The organism is Haloferula sp. BvORR071, from assembly GCF_000739615.1.
In the GTDB taxonomy this organism is placed as follows: Bacteria; Verrucomicrobiota; Verrucomicrobiia; order Verrucomicrobiales; family Akkermansiaceae; genus Haloferula.
The window spans coordinates 264,285-281,435 of sequence record NZ_BATP01000060.1; the positions used below are offsets into that span (position 1 = coordinate 264,285).

Consider the following 17,151-nt stretch of genomic DNA (forward strand, 5'->3'; position numbering starts at 1 on the left):
CTAGAAGCTTGAAGCGATCCCCCGGTGGCTCTGCATCGTGCCGGAGCATGCAGGAGCATCTCGCATCCAGGGCATCGCTTTCTCATCAATCCGCCTCTTACGCCCCGAAGGGGCACCCTATCGCAGCTCCGGGCATCGCCCGGGGAAACCCGCGGCAAGAATTCCTGAGCCCTGCAAGGGCGCCCTAATCCATTGCGTCGTCCTGTTAGATTCCGCCTTCATTCCCCTTGGTGCCGGGATGGGATTTTACCGACGATTTCGCCTACTCGGCATCACTCTTGAATCAAGCCTCCAAGGCCACCTTCACCGACTCAGCCAGCGTCGTCGTCGCCCGTCCGATCCACTTGCCCAGCTCACCGCGGTCATCGAAGAGAGCGCCCTTGGCCGCGCCCGCATCGCTATCCGCCACCAGCTCGGCGAGCGGGGCAGGAAGACCAATCTGCTTCAAGACCGCCGCATACTCGGCCTGCGGCAGATTGCGATAGGGAATCTCCTTCCCGCTCTGCCGGGATAGCTCCGCAGCCAGCCCGGTCAGCGTGTAGGAAGCATCCCCGGCAAGCTCCAGAATGCGGGCCTGCTCGATCGGGCGTGTTAGGACCAACGCCGCAGCTTCGGCATAGTCTTGTCGCGCGGCGGAAGAAATCCGGCCCTCGCCCGCGCTGCCTAACAAAGCACCATGCGCGAGTGCGCCCGGCAGGCCCGCGGTGTAGTTCTCCGTGTACCAGCCATTGCGCAGAAGAGTATGCGGCAGTCCCGATTCCTGCACCAGTCGCTCGGTCTCGCGGTGCTCTTCCGCGAGGCCCAGCGGCGAAGTATCCGCATGCAGCACGCTGGTGTAGGCAAGCTGCCCCACTCCAGTTTCACGCGCTGCGGTGATGAGCGCGGCATGCTGTGCCACCCGCTTGCCGAGGTCATTGGACGATACCAGCAGCACTCTTTCCACGCCGGCGAGCGCCGCAGTCAGCGACTCGGGCTGGTCGTAGTCTGCCTTCCGCACTTGGACTCCCAGCGCTGCGAGGTCCGCCGCCTTCGCGGGATCGCGGACCAGCGCGGCCAGATTCCCGGCTGGAACGCTCTTCAGGAGCTGCTGGACGACGAGGCGGCCGAGCTGGCCGCTGGCTCCGGTGATGGCAATCGTGGACATGGTTTCAGTGGTTGGTTTCAGAAAGCACTTCCAGTATCGGATTGATGCTTGGTTCCGATTTGATACCGTGAGCTCCGTCGCCCCACAAGAGGGGTTCTTTTTGTCACCCGGTAACCCCACAGTAACCGACTTCGTGCCATGATCCAGCCACCGCCACCCGTCCAACGCGGCACGGGCCTTGCCGAGAAGTGCCCGGTCCGCGACGTCCTCGATTGCATCGGCAACCGCTGGAGCTTGTTGGTCCTGCTGAATCTTTCCCCCGGCACCCTGCGCTTCTCGGTACTGAAGCGCGCGATCGGGGATATCTCGCAGCGGATGCTCTCCCAGACTCTGCGTTCGCTGGAACGTGATGGCTACATCTCCCGGACGGTCTACCCCACCGTGCCGCCGAAGGTGGAGTATTGCCTCACGGATCTGGGGCACTCCTTGTTAGAGAAGATCGAGCCCTTGCTTCGCTGGGCGGACGAGAACCACGCGCAGGTCAGGGCCGCGCGGCAAGCCTACGTCCCACCGCCCGCGCCAACGGCTTTGTGAGGGAGTCGTCGCGCGGACAGTCTGCCGAGATAGAAAGCCATGCAAGCAGCCGCGGCACTGCCGGCGATAAGCTTGAGCCTCTGTCCGGCCTCAGGGTCCGGATCGTCGAAACTCTTCTGGTCCCAGGTGTTGTGGTCGTCGGGATCGTTGCCGGCGCTGCTGGTCCTGCCGTCCTTGCCACAGCTGTAGAGTCCGAAACCGTCCTCGAAGCCCTCGCCCATGACGTAGTGATAGGGATGGTCCCACGGGTCGAGCGGGATCTTGCGCAGCACCTGAACCCATGGCGCGCCCTCCGGCAGCGAGGCGGGGCGGGTGATTAGCGCTTGGAGTCCCTGCTCAGGCGGCGGGAATGTTCCAGTGGTGATCCTGTAGGTCTTGATCGCTGCTCCAAGCGAATTGAAGTCTGCTTCAACCCGGACGATGTGCGCGTGGGCCACAGTACTCCAGGCCAGCAAGCCGGCGAGCAATGAATGGCCAAGCAATTCCGGCATGCCCCAGTAATGCCGGAATTCCCGGCATTTGCCGGTGAAATGCAAAAGCAAGGGCCGCCATCGCGCGGATGGCGGCCCTGCTGTTCTCGATTCGGTTTTCTATTCCGGGAGGATGGTCAAGGGGTCACCGACACATTGCTGAACTGCGAGGTGTTCAGCCCTGTGCTGGTGCCGCTGGCGGTGACCAGACCGATGTAGCAGTTGGCAGGGAAGCTTGCGCTAAGGCTGCCGACCTGCGTCCAAGTGGTGCCGTTGGCACTCTTGTAAGCGGTGATCGTCGAGCCGCTGCGCACCAGCCGGACCCAGGTATTCGGCACCGTGCCGGTGCTGCTGGTGGTCGTGGAGGTGTTGCCATTGGTGCTGGTGCGGCGCACCCAGCGGTAGTCGTTGTCATCGGTCATGCCCATGAAGACATGCCGCGAGTTCGTGGCCAGGGTGTCGCGGATCATCACGCCCACGCGCGATGAGGTGCCGGTCGCCTGCAGCGAGCTGATCCGGGCAATGATCTCTCCGTCGCCGCTCAAGGTCTGCCACACGAAGTGGAAGGCATCGTTCTTGGAAGTGAGGAAGCCACTGCCCAAGGCACCCGCGCCGGAGACGGTATAGACGCCGGCATTGTGGGTGGCGGAACCGGCGGTGATCCCGGTGCCCACATCATCCTCATCCCATGGCAGCGGCAGTCCATTGCCGGCGATGGTGATATTCACGACCGCCTCGTCGAAGGCGCCGCTCACATCGGTGGCACGCACGGTGAAGGCATTGCTGCCGGCGCTGCCCGAGGGCGGAGTGCCACCCAGTGTACCATTCGCCGCGACCGTCAACCATGCCGGCCCCGCGACCTTCGAGTAGGTGATGCTATCGCCCGCATCGGCATCCACCGCGCTGCCCGCGAGGCTGGTGCCGGTGTAAGCGACTGTCTCGCTGCCTGCTTCACGCGTCATTGGATCGACCGTGAAGACCGGAGCGTCGTTGACGTTCGCCACGCTGATGTTCAGCACCGCGTCGTCGAAGAGCCCGGCGGCATCCGTCACCCGGACGGTGAAGCTGTTGGCGCCCACGTTGCCATTGGCCGGCATGCCACTGAGCGCGCCATTGGCCGCGACGCTCAACCAGGTTGGGCCGGAGACCTTCGAGTAGGTGATGGTATCACCCGCATCCACGTCGCTCGCCGATCCTGCGAGGCTGGCCGAGTAGGCCGTGTCCTCGGTGGCTGCCGAGCCAGTCATGGGATCCGCAGCGAAGACCGGGGCATCGTTGACGTTCGCCACCGCGATATTCAGCACCGCGTCATCGAAGAGCCCGCCGCCGTCCGTCACGCGGACGGTGAAGCTGTTCGCTCCGACATCGCCATTGCCCGGTGTGCCACTGAGTGCACCGGTTGCAGCGACACTCAGCCAAGCCGGGCCGGAGACCTTCGAGTAAGTCAGGGTATCACCCGTATCGATGTCGCTCGCCGATCCGGCCAAACTGCCGGAGTAGGCGCTGTCTTCGGTGGCTCCGCTGCCAGTCATCGGGTCAACCGCGAAGACCGGGGCGTCGTTGGTGTTGGTCACGCTGATGTTCAGCGTCGCGTCGTCGAATAGCCCCGCGGGATCCGTGACCCGGACCGTGAAGCTATTGGCGCCGACATTGCTGTTGCCCGGTGTGCCCGAGAGCGCGCCATTTGCCGCCACGCTCAACCACGCTGGCCCCGAGACCTTCGTGAAGGTGAGCGTGTCACCGAAGTCCGGGTCCGCAGCATCGCCGCCGAGGCTGCCGGAGTAAGCGGCATCTTCCGTGGCCGCGGCCTTCGCGATCGGATCGCTGCTGAAGGCGGGCGTCCGGTTCGGCACCAACGCATCGTGGAGTTGGTCGACCTCCGCGGCCGAGAGCGCTCGGGAGTAAACGCGGACATCGTCGATCGAGCCCTTGAAGCGCTTGTTGTTGTCGCGGTTGTCGTAGCCGATCGAGACAGCGAGCGAGGCCAAGGTTTGCACCGTGCCCGTGCCGCTGCCCGCTTCGACGCCATCGATGTAGACCTTGCCATCGGTGCCGTTGCGCAGCGCGGCCAAGTGGTGCCACTGGCCGTCATTGATTGCGGCGGCCGTGGTGATGTCGAACTGATAGGCGGCGCTGGTGCCGTAGACGAAGAAGTTCACCGTGCCGTTGGCGTTCACGTTGAGCTGGTATTCGCCGAGGTGCCCGCTGGCACCTGCTTCGCGCTGCTGGATCACGGTGCCGAGCGGTGAGCCCGGAGCGACCTTCACCCAGGCGGCCAGCGAGAAGTTGCTGGTGCCCGTAAGCGCCGCGGAGTTGCCAACCAGCACGCCATCGTCGATGCCGTCGAGGGTGAGCGAATTGCCGGTGATGCCAGTGCCCCAGACTGCGCCCCCACTGACGGCACCATCCTGCGGTCGGCCGGTGCTGTCGTCGGCGTTGCTGCCACTCGCTTCATCCAGCTTCCACCAAGCGCGGAGGTTGGCGTAGATCGCGGGCGGTTGCGAAGCCGCGGAATTCGGATCCGTGCCGAGCGCAAGCTCGAGTCCGGTAGTGAATCCATCACCATCGGGATCCGCCGCTGGATCGGAGTTGGCCACCGAAATGTTGACCCCGGGCGAGCTGACACCGCCGCTGCTGTAGATCGCGCGAGCCGTCAGGGTGTGGCTCCCAGCCACCGGGCCGGACCACACGATGGTGTAAGGCGAGCTGCTATCCGAGCCAATCAAGGTGCTGCCACGGTAGAACTCCACGGCGGTGACGCCCACGCTGCCACCGGCGGTGCTGGCACTCAGCGTGATGTTGTCGCTGGTGTTGAAGCTGCTGCCATTCGCGGGCGAGGTGAGCGCGATCGTCGGTGCTACCGGCGGGTTGTCGAAGTTCACACCAGCGATATTCGGGAAGATCGCACTGGCGGGAATGGCCTGGCGGCTGATGCCGGGGCCTTGCCATGCGACCGAGACGTGGTCGCCGCCACCGCCTTCCACTTCCTGCGCTTCCAGCCAGTAAACCTTGCCGGCTACCAGCGGGATGATCACTGACTTCTGCGCTGCCTGCGAGTCCCAGGCCTGGAAGTTGGTCCAGCCATTGACCGTGGCGATCTGCACCTTGGTCGAGGGCGAGCCATTGGTACCGAGGTAGAGACGGCAATCGTCATCGCCTGCAATCCAGAAGGTGTAGTCACCGCTGGCCGTGGGCTTGAGATAGCCGGTCAAACGGCGCGAGTAATTGTCCGCCACGTTCTGGCCGGTGGTGAAGTTCGCCAAGGTGCCGGTGTAGGCAGCCGTGCTGCTCCAATCTTCGTTCCAGAAGGGATCGCTGCTGTTCCAACGCTGCTCCACCACGCCTTGCGCGGGCGCGTTGCAGATCACGTTGACCTGGCCGTCGCCGGTAGTGCCGGCATTGTCGGTGGCTCGCACCACCAGCTGCATGCCGCCGGGATTCGGCAGCGCGCCTGGCGTGGCGAGCGTGACTTGGCCCGCGGCATTGATCGCGAAGGCCGTGCCGGTGTTCCCGGCCAGAATGGTCCAGCCGGTGATGCTGCGTCCGGAGGCCGGTGTCGCGGTCACGGTGCCGAGCACGGTGCCAGCACTCATCGCCGAAGTCGCGCTGGCGAAGAGCGGCTCCACTGCCGGCGTCTCCGGATCCTTGATCGTGATCACGTGCGTGGCGGGGGAACTGAGCTGCGCGCCACTTGGATTGGCCAGACTCACCACGATCGCCTCAGGCTGCTCACCGACCGCATCGGCCAGGATCGTGAGCGGCAGGAATTTCGCCTGCTCTCCGGGAGCGAAGGTGAGCGTGCCAGGAGCCAGCGTATAATCGCTGCCAGCCGTCGCGGTGCCGCCCACCGTGTAATCCACGGTGACTGCCGTACTTCCTGCGGGACGGTCGAGCACGACCGCAAGCAGCGGCTCGCTGCCATCGGTCTCGCTACGGGTGGTGGCCGCTGCAGCCATGCGGACGAAGCGCGGGGCATTGTTCTGCGGCGCCGTCAAGGTGATCGGGGTGCGGCTGAAGCCGGGACCTTGCCAAGCCACCGAGACATGGTCGCCACCGCCGCCTTCCTGATGCTGGACTTCCATGTAGTAGGACTGTCCGGCGGTGAGGGTAATGTTCGCCGAGGCCTGCGAGGCATTCGCATCCCAGTTCTGGAAGTCGGTCCAGCCAGTCAAGCTGGCGATCTGGACCTTGTTCGCAGCCGTCGCATCGGTGCTCAGGTAGAGCCGCGAGGCATCGTCGGAGGCGACCCAGAACTTGTAGGTGCCGGTGGTTGGAGCGACGATCTTGCCGCTCAGGCGGCGCGAGTAGTCATCGGCCACATCGACTCCCGGAGTGAAGGAGTAGAGCACTCCCGCATAGCTCGGCGTGTTGGTAGCCCAAGACTGGTTGTTGTAAACCGTCTGGCCGCTCCAGCGTTCTTCGAGCACCATCGCGGACGGCGCGTCGTCGAAGATCAGCAGCGACTGTCGCGAAAGTCCGGGCGCGAGGCTGGCGAAGCGCGGGGCCCGCAGCTCAAGCATCGCCGTCTCCACCGGCTCCATCACGCCATCGTTCTTGATTCGAACGCGCAGGTTCTGCGAAGTCACGCCGGGCGCGAAGCTGAGGGTGCCACCGGGAATCGGGACATTGCCCGCGGTCACGAAGGCCCAGTCGATATCATCCCCGGAAGCGCTGCCACCGGCGGAAGTGTATTGCACCGTGACCGTGTCCGTGGAAGCGGCGGACAGCACCACCGGAATGTTGCGGTATTCGCCGCCGGCATCGGTCTCGCTGGTCGTGACCGTAGCGGCCTGGAAGCCGACCGTGATCGCCGGGCTCTCGTTGTCGATGATCTCGTAGGTCGCGGAGGCCGGGCGGTCTGGGCCGTAGCCGGAGCCGGGCAGCACCGTGACGGTGACCGTTTCCGTGCCTTCGACCGTAGCGTCATCGGTGGGTGTCAGGGTCAGATCCACGCCGCCTTGGCCATCGGGAATCACGATGCTGCCGGGCAGCGTGGTGTAATCCGTGCCATTGGTGGCAGTGCCGGAGACTGCGTAATTCACGGTGAGCGCACCGGTGGTGCCAGTACGGGAGAAGTAGTAGGTTCCGGTGCTGCCGCTTTCAGAAGGCGACTGGTTCGCGGTGGAGACCATCACGCGGTCGCCGCCGCTGTCGTTGTCGAGGATGATCGCCTCGGCGGAGGGCTCGTCGTAGACCTTGTAGGCGGCGTTCGGGGTGATCGTAACGACCACCGTTTCAGTAGGCTCTGCCGTGGCATCGTTGGTCACCGGGATGTTGACCGTCACATCATTGGTGCCGGTGGCCGGGATAACCACACTGCCGGAGAGCGCGGTGAAATCGCTGCCGGAAGTGGCCGTGCCGCTGACCGTGTAGTTCACGGTGACATTGCCACCGCCGCTGCCCACCGCGCGGAAGATCACGCTGGCATTGGCGCCCCCCTCGGTGCCAATCGCACCGGCGCGCACGCTGATCACGGGCACGTCGGCATTGTCGGCGATCGTCAGCGTGCCCTGGAAGGCGCTGCCGAGGCTGTAGCTATTGTTGAAGGTCGTCACCGCGAGGACCACCGTTTCCGGGCCTTCGCCCAGGTCGTCGTTGTAAGGCGTGATCACCACCGGCGCGCTGGTAGCGCCAGCCGGGATCGTGACTTCGCCATTGAGCGCGGCGTAGTCGGTGCCGTGAAGAGCCGTGCCATGGACGCCATAGTAAACCTTCAGCGGCGCGGCGGTGCTACCACTGCGCTGGATCATGAAGATCCCCGAGTCAGGACCGGCTTCGGACGCGAAGGCATCCGGCACGCTGACCGTGATAGTCGGCGTGTCATCATCGCTCAAGGTCACCGTGGCGCTCGTCCCGGCGCTATCGCGCAGGTAGGCGGCATTGGTGTTGATCGTGGCGATGATCGTCTCCGGCACTTCGATCGCGGTGTCATTCAGCGGGCTCACCGACAGCGTATAAGAAGACTGCCCGGCCGGGATCGTGACCGTGGTCGGCAGGGTGCTGTAGTCGCTGCCATTCGTCGCGGTGCCACTCCATGCGACCGAAAGATTGAGCGCGGCGGCGGTCGACCCGGTGCGCGTGAAGGTGAAGCTGCCGGGATCGACAGGTGCCTCCATCGCGTAAGGATCATTCGAGACCACGGCTGCCAGTGGCAAAGTGGTGTCGTTGTCGTTGATCGTCATCACCGCGGCGTTCGCGCTGGTGGAGAGATAGTTGCCGTTTGAGGCAAGCTGCAGCGAGATCGTCTCCGGTCCTTCCTGCGCGGTGTCATTCACCGCGGTCACTGTGACCGCGAGCGAGGCCTGGCCGGCGGGAATCGTGAAGCTGTAGTAGGAACCATCCGTCGCGTAGTCCGGAGCGAAAGTGTAGTCGGTCGTCTTCGTCGCGGTGCCTCCCACCGGCGAGACGCGCACCGTCAGCGCATTGGTGGTATCACCCGTGCGGGTCAACGTGAAGGTTCCGGTCGCGCCGCCCTCGGTCGGATCGGCGGTCTTGGTCAGGGTCACGAAGGTCGAGTTGCCGACGGTCCAGTTCGCGGTGTTGGTGCCCGCGATGACGTTGAGCGGGTTGGTGAAGCCCGGCGTGAAGGTGTAGCCGTTGAGCGTCGCCGTCAGCGTGTTCGAGCCCGTGCTCAGGCCGCTCAGCGCGTAGTCGCCGCTGCTGTCGGTGTAGGCGTACTTGCTGCCGTTCGAGACACGGACATTGGCCAGGGCCACGCCACCGGCAGTGATGTTGCCGGTCACCAGTTGCTTGCCGTGGCTGCCCACATTGATCACCACGTGGCGTCGGGCGCTGCCGCCCTTCATGTCGGACACCGTCAGCATTGCGGTCACCTGCGCGACGTTCGGGAAACTGCGGGTCACCACTGCGCTGTTAGAAGCGGTCGTGCCATCGTCGAATTCCCAGTAGTAGGCCAGCGCATCGCCGTCGGCATCATTCGCCGTGGCGGTGAAGGTCACACTGCCGCCCGCGGCGATGGTGGTCGCGCTGGCATTGAGAGCGAGCGTCGGAGCGTTGTTGCCGGGGAAGGGGCCTTTGAAGTAGGCGACATCCAGGGAAGGCGGCGAGGTCGCATTCTTGCCGACCACGGTGAAGTGCATGTCCGCCTCCAAGTCGGAGTAAGTCCGGCCGATCGCGATCCCGCCATCGGCCTTGCCACCGGAGCTGCCCGGCGTGGTGTCGAGCAAGTGGCCGGCATTGCTGCCCATGCCGCTGTAGAGCACCAGCGCGGAGTCCGCGAGCAGGCCGCCGCGGGCATTGTGATACTCCACGTTATACTGGCGGATGCTGTCCTTCGCCACCGTGAGCGCGTAGCGCTTGCCTTCCTCAAGCTGCGGCTGGTCGTAAGCGTAAATCCGGTAAATGCCGTTCGTCTTCGGCTGGTGGATGTAGGCATCCGGGAGCCAGCCGAGCGCGCGCTTGCTGATGGTGTTGTAGTGGGCGCTGAAGCCGCCACCTCCGCCCATCACGTCGAAGTCGTTGCCATACTCCTGGTTGGCGCCGTTGCCGTAGGCCGTGCCATCGGTAGTGTCCCAGTAGTTCGCGTGGTTGCGGCCGAGCGAGTGACCGCACTCATGGTTGAGCACATCCATGCCACCCCAGGTGATCCAGACGCTGGAGCCACCGCCCCAGGAAATCCCCTCCAAGCGCGGCCCGCCATTGATGCGGACGATGATGCAATCGTACTGGTTCGAATCGTAGCCGAGCTTGCGCGCTTCATTGCGCGACTCGGTGTGGATCAGCCCCAAACCATCGACCTGGCTATCCTTCGCCTTGTACCAGGCCATCGTGTGCGGCAGCGTGACCAGCGAGGTGACCGTGGTGGTCGTGGTCATCTTGCCGTAAGAGCTTTCGAGGTAGTAACGCGCGTTGTTCCGCATGTCGCTATAGGCCTCCTCCTCGGTGTTCGGGGCGGAAATCTGCTCGGGATAAGTCACGCGGATGTAGAGGCAACGCAGGTTGCCAATCGCGCGTGAGGACGTCCCCGGGAAGTTGTCCACGAAGAAGCCGGCACCGCCGGGTCCACTGGCCTGCACCCAGGTGCGGAACTCGTCCTCCAGCACCGTCACGTGCGACCCATTGCAGAGCGTGATGACACGGCCGCCGATCTCCACCGTCGGCGTTTCATCGGTCACTGCCACGCCGGTCGAGACCGCCTCGGTGGTCTCGCCGGAGACCGGGCAGGTGTTCTCCACTACAGTGCCGGCGGGAATGCGCTCGCCCTTCTCCAGTGGTCGCACGGCATTCTCCGCCACCGCCAGCTCGCGATCCACCGCCACGCCTTGCAGCGGCAATCCCTGGCGGGTCATCACATTGCTCAGATCGCCGTAGACCCGCGCCTTGTAGCTCACGCCATTGGCCTCGAAGTAGCGCATCGTGAGCTGCTCGGGCTTCACCTCCATGCCATCGGCAGGACGGCCCATGTAAACATTCAGATCACCCTTGGCCGAGATCGGCATCTCCAGCTCCGCGACGATCGCATCTGGCAAATCCTGGCGCAGGACCCGCGGCACCGCGCGCTCCAGCGCCCGGCGTGGATCGGTAGCGATCAGCGCCTTGAACTCCGTCCGGCGTGCGGCTGCCAGTTGCGCACCCGCCGCATTCAGCGCGGGGCGTGCTTCCGGGGCGGCATCCTTCCAGTCCGCCAGCCAAGCATCGAAGGCATCGAGCTTCGCCATATCCGGCTGGGCCTGTGGCTCCTTCAGCCAAGCGCCGAAGTCGGCCGGGACTTCGGCTTGCGCTGTGGCTTCTTGGCCTGCCGGTGCGGTCGCGGTCGCGGGCGCTGACGCTGGCGGCGGGGCAGGGGTGAATGGCGTGCCTGGAGTGGAGCTATTGGCCGCGGGCTGGCTGCCCGGTGTGCCGGTCCGCGCTTGCTCTTGCCCGCTAGGCCAGAGCGAAAGTGCGGTGATCGTGCCCAGCGTAGTCGCGCCGAGCAGGAGGAGTTTTTGGCGGGTTTTCATCGTGGGTTCTTTTGGCAATCGGGACGGTTTGCCTGAAGATCAGGAGGAACTTCGGGAATCCGGAGTGTGATGGGAGTGAACAGGAGGTACGCAAAAACGGCACCCATGGTATCTTACGGGCACTATTTGTGACGAATGATCCATTTAAAACCCTGAATAGACGCGAAACGTCAATACAATTCATTCATTCCCGAGTCCGCAGCCGGATAGGAATCGATTTCGCGCGCTGACCGGGCGTAGCCGGCATCACCGGACCTTGGTAGGGCGGCCCTGGCCTCAGGCCGCCGCGGGCGATCCCCGCCGACCTCAACCGACTCCTATACATCAAGATGATCCCCCCATCGCTCCCAGTGCGCTCAAGCCAGCGCACCCAAGTAGCGCAACTTTGCAAGTTGCGTAGCGGGCGGCCACTCGAACCTCCCATCGTCCTTCTCCGGAACGTGATCCCTTTGCTCAGTCAATCCTCGAACGTCGGCCCGATGAACCTCACGCGGAAGTATGCCTTAAGCGTACTGTCTTTTGGCGTGATCGTATAAATCTCCAGCTCATTGGTCGGCCAGTAGCCTTTCTCGATATCGAAGAGCTGGGGGGGAATCTGTTCCGTCCACGTCGCCAGATCCGCCGAGTATTCGATCGCCAGGCGGAAGGGCGCGAGCCATTCGGCGCTGCGGCGCCGGATGTAGAAGCTGGGTTTGCCTTCCCAAGTTTGGATCAGCACCGGCGGGTAGTGATCATAGGGGAAGTAATGCGCCATCATGTACTCCTGGATGGCATCGAAGCCATTGCGATCCGGATCGCCGATCGCGACCTGCGACTCGTACCACTCGGGGAATTGGGCCTGGCCATTGGCGAGCGTGGTGGCCTGCGGCATGCTGCCAGCGCTGCCACCCACCAGGGTGAAGCTGGAGAGCGCGGCATCGCCGCTGATCAATCGCCAGCCATTGCCTCCGGCGACGCGGTGGAGAACCAGCCAGCCCTCACCGTCCTTGGCGACATGGACCACCTCGCCGGGCAAGCTAAACGCCTTGAGGACTTTCCCTTGGGTATCGAAGGACGCCAGCAGGTGCTGGCCTCCGGAGTTCGTGCCACCGGCCAGCAGCACCTGCCCGTTCCAAGCGGCGTCCGTGGCCTTGATCGGCAGTTGCAGCAGCGGAAAGAAGTCCGGGTAGGTGGCGATGAAGCCCCCGCCGAAGACCGCGCGGCTGCGGTCCGGCGAGATCCGCAGGAAACCGCTGAACTTCTCGTCCTTCAATCCACTTGGCTCGCCGATATTCATCCCGAGGGCACGGTCCGATACTAACAGTTCATCCGCATACGGCTGATGATAGAGACGCTTGGATACCGGATCCCAAGTGGTGAAGATCGGCCGGCGGGGCGTTTGCAGCGGATAGGGCTGCCAGTTGACCAGGTTGTTGGACTGTTCTCCATCCACCGTCAGACCATAGCTGTGCGAGATCTCCAATAGATTCCCCGCGTAGGCCATGAAGGTCGCGGCCGTCGGCAATTGCCGGTCCCAGACAGGAGTCGGGGACGAGAGATTATGTCGGCTGACCAAGCCGCCGCTGGAGAGCAGGAAGAGAGCGTCGCGCTGCGGGTCGTATTCCCAGTCGACCATGCTGCGCTCGCTGGTCCGGGCGCTGCTGAAGTTCGCTGCCCCGGCAGCGCGGCTGCGCCAGGTTCCAGAGGCGCGGTGGATCAGGACCGCGGTGCCGTCATCACTTTCCTCCAGCCCGTCAGGCGGGATCGGGGAAGTCCAGAATCCAGCCTCATCACCGGCCGCGGGCAGCGGGAAGGAAGCAAGGGTCCAGCCCGTGGCCGCCAGCGGATCCGCTTGGATCGACCAGACCTTGTTGCTCGCCTCGCGCACGGCGGACTTGCCTCCTTCGCTGGCGATTGCCTGCTTGAGATTCCACCAGCGGTCGTAGAGGTGCAGCGAGTCCAGGCCGAGCACAGCGTGACCGCCATTCGGGAGTGAGGCGGTGTCGCGGATCTTGTCGATCCCGAGCTTGGCGATCGGCGCGCCCGTGGAGTCACCCACAGCCGTGAGCTCGCCGTCCCCGTTGATCAGGAACTTTTGCCCGCCGGCCGGGAAGACACGGGTGGAGCTACCGATCACCTGCGTGTTGTAGGGATTGGTCGCAGTCAGTGCGGAGAGCCGCACGCTGCTGACCCTAGTGCCGTAGGGAGAGCCCGTGGCAGAGCCTGAGATCAATACCTCATCCCCGTTGCGGCGGATCACCCGTGGATCGTAGAGGTTCGCCACAGTCGCCACCCCGGCATTCGCGATCACGGGACCGCCGGCGGCTCCCGGTTCGATCCCCAGGATGCTACTATTACCGCAGTAGTAGATGCGGCCCTGGTTGGCCACGAGGCTGCCGATGCCCAGCCCGCTGGCCAGGAAGGTCGAGTCGCCGGTGTCCGGGTTCACCCGGTAGAGATGAGAGCCCGAGCCGACGAAGATGTCACCCGAAGCAGAGACCGCGAACCGATAGGCGGGGTAGGGGACCTTCAGTTCGATCGGAGCCAGCCAGGTTTCGTTCGGCGTATCGAAGCGATGGATCTTCTTGCCGCCGGGATCCAGCAGATAGAATTGCCGGCCGATCTGCACCGGCTCCTGCCATGCCGAGTGGCCGAAGGGATAGGGGCCGGGCTGCGGGGATCCGAGTTCCGCGGACTGGGGTGCCGCCAGCCCGTTCACATTGAAGGGCACCGCGCGGTAGCCGGAATTTCCCAAGCCGCCCCAAGCCGGCGAGCTGCTATCCAGCAGCGAGCTCGTATTCAGGCCCACTCGCCCGACTTCCAGCCAGTAGTAGTTGAACTTGCGCTGGATACTGTAGCCATCGACGAAGCCGCTCGGGTCCGGCGTCCATGAGACCCGCACCGCATTGCCTTCCACCACCGCCTGAGCCGCGATCTCCGGGCGATTCGGCAGGGCATCGGCGGCGGGAGTCGGCACCCAGAGTTCGTAGGTGAGATCACCCACTGCCTTCTTCTTGCCGAGTGCCACGATGGTGTAGAAGTAGTTCTTCCCGGGCTGGACCGTGGTGTCGACCCAGCTCGCGGAGTTCTTCGGCAAATCGACCTCGATGGTATTCGTGTCAAAGCCCTCGTCGCGCCGGAAGATCTTGTAACCGGTCTCCTTCGTAACCGTGTCGTCCCACGCGATCTCCACCCGGTCCGGGCGCACGGAAACGGCGCGCCAATTTTGTGCGTAGCCGGGGGGCAAGGTCTTGGTCGTGGTGACCTTGAAGGGCGTGCCGGTCTCGACCTGGCCGTTTCGCACGGCGCTCGCGCGCCACTCGAGGCCTTGGCCGGGACTCAGATTATAAACGAGACAACCGGTCTTGCTCGCCGGAATATCGCTGTCCCAAACCGAGAAGCTGGCGTTCTTCGGCTTGAGCGGCCTGACCTCCAGGCGGACTTGGTCCACATCATCCGGCAGATCGCCCCAGTGGAGGATGTAGCCTTTGTTGTGCAGACGCTTGATTGTGACTGCGGGCGCGGCGGCCATGGCGCTGCCTGCTGCCGCGAGAAGCATGAGAGCGGGGGCAAGACGGCGGCGGCGCGAGGAAAAGAGACAGGAGAGCATCGGTCAGGAGATGAGTCCGAGAAGGGGGGAAGGACGGCTTATCTCCTCTTTGTGTCATACCGACAACCGGAATTGGATGAAGAAGGTGTGAAGTTGAGGGAGGTCGCATTGCAAAAAGCGCCAGCTTCTTCCGGGGAGCGCATAGCCCCGGCTCATAGGACGGTCCCCTGTGGCGTGATGCGATCAGGTGCCCGGAATGGATAGCGCCGTGAATGCCTCGGATCCTCAAAGCCTGCGAATCGCGAACCGTCTTCCCTCTGAAAGAAATCCTCCCGTTCTCAATGCGTCTTCTTCTGATCCAATAGCACCAGTTGCTTCGCATCCCCGGTACCGACTAGCATCGCCGGGCGGCCGCTGAATTCAGACAGCAATTCATCATCCCCGATGGTCTCCACCACTGCGGCCTTGGGCGGCTCTGGACCCTGCGGGAGAGCCACCGGATGCAAGAGCTCAATCGCAGGCCCGGTCTCGGCAATCGCTTCGGGCGAGGCACCAGGCTGCGAGGTGGATCGAATTGGAGAAGCTTGATCCGGCGTGCGATGGAACATCAACAGCAGGGGTACGATCAGCGCGGTGATGATCCCTGCCTTCATCGCCAGCCGATGCTGCCGGCGCCTGCGGGCACCACCCAGCATGCGCGCGAGCGACTCTTGGGCGAAGTCCGCCGGCACGCCCTCATCAAGCGTGTCGCGCCACAACTCCGGCTGATCCTTGTCGTTTGCTTTCATGGTGGCTGGGTCTTACTCGATAAGTCGGAAAATGATCGCCCGCAATTCCCGCCGGGCCCGGGCGAGCCGCGATTCAATGGCGGATTCACTGGCGCCCGCGCGTTCGGCCATCTGCCGCACACTGGCACCATCAGAGTACTTTTGCTGAAGCAGATCCCGGTCCTCATCCGCGAGCTGCACGAGTCCGCGTTGCAGCGTCTCATTCAAATCCAGCTCAGGCTCGGGCGCGGGAGTCGGCGCTTCACCGGACAACTTCTCTAACAAGCGCCGGTAGCGCGAGACCTTGCGCCCGTGGTCGGCCGCTGCGCTGCGGGCCAAGCAGGTGAGCCAGCTCCAGAATTCATCCTCGCCCTCGAAGGCCCGCACGTGCTTCACCACCCGCAGCAGGGTCTCTTGGCTCACATCACAGGCCGCGGCTTCATCGCCGCGCATCAGCACGAAGACATAGCGGAACAGCCGCTGGAACCACGCCGCGTGAAACTCCCGGAAAGCCTCCTCGCCACCGGCTGCCATGCGCCGCGTGAGGACAGCCAGCGACGCTTGCACCGGCAGCTCCTCCGCGGCCGGAGGGGCCACGGAAAGTGGAGGAAGGGGATGAATCCCTTCCTCCGTCGCGCTGCTGGGGGCGGCGTCCATGATCAGCGTCAGCGCGGGGACCACGATCCTCACTCTACCGGCACGCCCCCGAGGGCGCAAACCACCTGTTGGGCGATCTCGACTTCCTGCGCGTTGCCGGAGATGACCATCAGGCGCGTGGCCTGGTGGACCTTCAGGATCGGGTAGTGGACCTTGCCCTTGGTCGCCTCTTCGCGGGCCTGCAGTGCCGTGTTGATGGCGTCGGAGGCATCCTTCACCAGCTTCAGGAAAATCTCCGGAGTCACTTCGGCGGATTGGTTTTCTTCGGGGAAATATTGCAGGTTCCGCAGATTGAAGATGCGGGTGACGTTGGTCAGGACTTCCGGCGCGGTCTTGGCGGGCGAGATCACCCAGACCGCTTGTCCCTCGCTGGTGTCAGGCTCCATTTCGTTCACTTGGATGGGCACCCCCATATCCGCGATGGCGCGGAGCAAGCCCAGGCCGGTGATATTCCGCACCTTCACGTCCGGTACCGGCAGATCCTTCACCTCTGGACTGACCATCACGTTCGCATTGGCCTGCATCGCGAGGTAATCGACCACCTCGCCTAGGGTCGCGCCTTCGAAGCGGGCTTGTGGGATCAGGACCACGCCCCCCCGGGTTGTTGCGACGATACGGGGCTGGTTGACGTCACCGACTAAGGTCACCCCCTCGATCGGCGTTGGAGGAACCTCGCCCTCTTGGGCGGAAGCCTGCAGCGGCAAGCCGGCAAGCGACAGGGCGAGGCCCAGCACCAGCGGGCGCAGGCCGTGGCGGGAAGTGGACGTGGCCCGGACGGGGTAGGGAAGCGATGGATTGGCTTTCATCTCGCAAGGATCACGCCGCCCGCCACCGAATCCGTCGCCGAAACGAAGAAATTCCCCAACCGCGGCGCAGCCGCCTTGGATTGCTGCAACCCTGTTGCAGCTTTCAGTAGGGCTGTTTCCGGTAGGGCGCGCTGGCCTCAGCGCGCCGCGAGCGATGTGGGGATCATCCGAGAGCGTAGAAGAATGTTGAGGTCCCCACGGATCGCCCGCGGCTTCTTGGGGCCCGGCAGCCCTACCGAAAGCCGCCTCCACGGGGCCCGGGATTTCCAAGCCAGCGGAAGACC

General features: G+C 64.2%; 8 protein-coding genes. 1 reads left to right on the forward strand and 7 read right to left on the reverse strand.

Annotated elements, in window-relative coordinates; all coding sequences use genetic code 11:
• Positions 1–283: 283 nt before the first annotated feature.
• Positions 284–1,144 carry an SDR family oxidoreductase gene (locus BV071_RS31455; protein WP_035616019.1) on the reverse strand — a complete coding sequence of 287 codons (861 nt, stop codon included), beginning with the start codon at positions 1,142–1,144 and terminating at the stop codon, positions 284–286.
• Between the two features lie 138 nt (positions 1,145–1,282).
• Between BV071_RS31455 and BV071_RS31460 the strand changes: the two genes are divergently transcribed.
• Entirely contained in the window at positions 1,283–1,678 is a 396-nt protein-coding gene (locus tag BV071_RS31460; RefSeq protein WP_035616021.1) for a helix-turn-helix domain-containing protein, read from the forward strand.
• Here BV071_RS31460 and BV071_RS34045 read toward each other — a convergent pair.
• The 6 genes from BV071_RS34045 to BV071_RS31490 form a co-directional block, all read right to left on the reverse strand.
• Positions 1,645–2,169 carry a type II secretion system protein GspG gene (locus BV071_RS34045; RefSeq protein WP_052574111.1) on the reverse strand — a complete coding sequence of 175 codons (525 nt, stop codon included), beginning with the start codon at positions 2,167–2,169 and terminating at the stop codon, positions 1,645–1,647. The two genes, BV071_RS31460 and BV071_RS34045, sit on opposite strands and share 34 nt — an antisense overlap.
• Before the next feature lie 116 nt (positions 2,170–2,285).
• Positions 2,286–11,108, reverse strand: coding sequence for a Calx-beta domain-containing protein (locus tag BV071_RS31470; RefSeq protein ID WP_035616024.1), 8,823 nt, complete (start codon positions 11,106–11,108; stop codon positions 2,286–2,288).
• 457 nt (positions 11,109–11,565) lie between these two features.
• Entirely contained in the window at positions 11,566–14,697 is a 3,132-nt protein-coding gene (locus BV071_RS31475) for a hypothetical protein (RefSeq protein WP_265595137.1), read from the reverse strand.
• Between the two features lie 278 nt (positions 14,698–14,975).
• Complete coding sequence (locus tag BV071_RS31480; protein ID WP_035616028.1) at positions 14,976–15,425, reverse strand: hypothetical protein; 450 nt, start codon at positions 15,423–15,425, stop codon at positions 14,976–14,978.
• A 12-nt stretch (positions 15,426–15,437) separates the two neighbouring features.
• Entirely contained in the window at positions 15,438–16,001 is a 564-nt protein-coding gene (locus BV071_RS34050) for an RNA polymerase sigma factor (RefSeq protein ID WP_265595138.1), read from the reverse strand.
• A gap of 89 nt (positions 16,002–16,090) precedes the next feature.
• Complete coding sequence (locus BV071_RS31490; protein WP_035616030.1) at positions 16,091–16,867, reverse strand: hypothetical protein; 777 nt, start codon at positions 16,865–16,867, stop codon at positions 16,091–16,093.
• Positions 16,868–17,151: the final 284 nt, after the last annotated feature.

Coding starts and splice junctions, on each gene's coding strand:
- BV071_RS31460 (WP_035616021.1), top strand. CDS start 1,283: ATGATCCAGCCACCGCCACCCGTCCAACGCGGCACGGGCCTTGCCGAG.
- BV071_RS31475 (WP_265595137.1), bottom strand. CDS start 14,697: ATGCTCTCCTGTCTCTTTTCCTCGCGCCGCCGCCGTCTTGCCCCCGCT.
- BV071_RS31455 (WP_035616019.1), bottom strand. CDS start 1,144: ATGTCCACGATTGCCATCACCGGAGCCAGCGGCCAGCTCGGCCGCCTC.
- BV071_RS34045 (WP_052574111.1), bottom strand. CDS start 2,169: ATGCCGGAATTGCTTGGCCATTCATTGCTCGCCGGCTTGCTGGCCTGG.
- BV071_RS31480 (WP_035616028.1), bottom strand. CDS start 15,425: ATGAAAGCAAACGACAAGGATCAGCCGGAGTTGTGGCGCGACACGCTT.
- BV071_RS31470 (WP_035616024.1), bottom strand. CDS start 11,108: ATGAAAACCCGCCAAAAACTCCTCCTGCTCGGCGCGACTACGCTGGGC.
- BV071_RS31490 (WP_035616030.1), bottom strand. CDS start 16,867: ATGAAAGCCAATCCATCGCTTCCCTACCCCGTCCGGGCCACGTCCACT.